The sequence below is a fragment of the Vibrio sp. 1069 genome (genome assembly GCF_033340555.1).
Map to the genome: position 1 here is coordinate 1 of NZ_JAWOWP010000189.1, position 884 is coordinate 884.

Consider the following 884-nt stretch of genomic DNA (forward strand, 5'->3'; position numbering starts at 1 on the left):
CCCATACCAAAGGCAACCGTCGCGACCACGATTTGAATGTCATCACGCTGAAACGCCTCTTGAACGTAAGCACGCTCATCAGCGTCCATCCCTGCATGATAGCCCGCCGCACGGATGTGGTTGTTGCACAACTTCTCCGTCACCATTTCGACTTTCTTACGGCTACCACAGTAAATGATGCCGCAATTGCCCTTTTGAGTGTCGAGATAACGAATGATCTGAGAAATCGGCTTGTGCTTCTCGACCAGGTTGTAGCGGATATTCGGACGGTCAAAACTGCCTAAGTGGACATGAGGTTCATGCAAACGTAAGCGTTCAAGAATGTCGCGACGTGTAGCGTCATCCGCAGTGGCGGTGAGCGCCATAAATGGCACATGCGAAAAATGCTGCTTTAACTGACCCAGAGCGGCGTATTCGGGACGGAAATCGTGTCCCCACTGCGAGATACAGTGCGCTTCATCCACCGCAATCATCGCCAAGGGCAGATTTTCGAGGCGCTCGATGAAGTCACGCATCAACACGCGTTCTGGTGAGACGTAAACCAATTTGAGTTGACCGCTGTGCATGCGGTTATACACACTCAGCAGCTCTTCACGACCCATGGTGGAGTTCACACACTCTGCCGCAACGCCGTTGGCTTTGAGCTGATCGACCTGGTCTTTCATCAAAGAAATCAGCGGCGAAATCACTAAGGTGATGCCACTGCGAACCAGTGCAGGTATCTGATAGCAAAGAGATTTGCCACCGCCTGTCGGCATGATCACCAGACTGTCTTTGCCCTCGACCGCCGATTCGATGACCTCTTGCTGGCCATCACGAAACGTTTGATAACCGAAAACTTCCTCCAACACACGTTGAGGCGTTACCGGTGAGGCTGGTTGTTG

The 884-nt window shown here is 52.3% G+C and carries 1 protein-coding gene; it reads right to left on the reverse strand.

Going from position 1 to position 884, the window contains the following annotated elements:
* Positions 1-851: RecQ family ATP-dependent DNA helicase (locus R7040_RS25360; RefSeq protein ID WP_318097406.1), on the reverse strand; the 851-nt coding region annotated here is incomplete at its 3' end.
* Between the last annotated feature and the right edge of the window lie 33 nt (positions 852-884).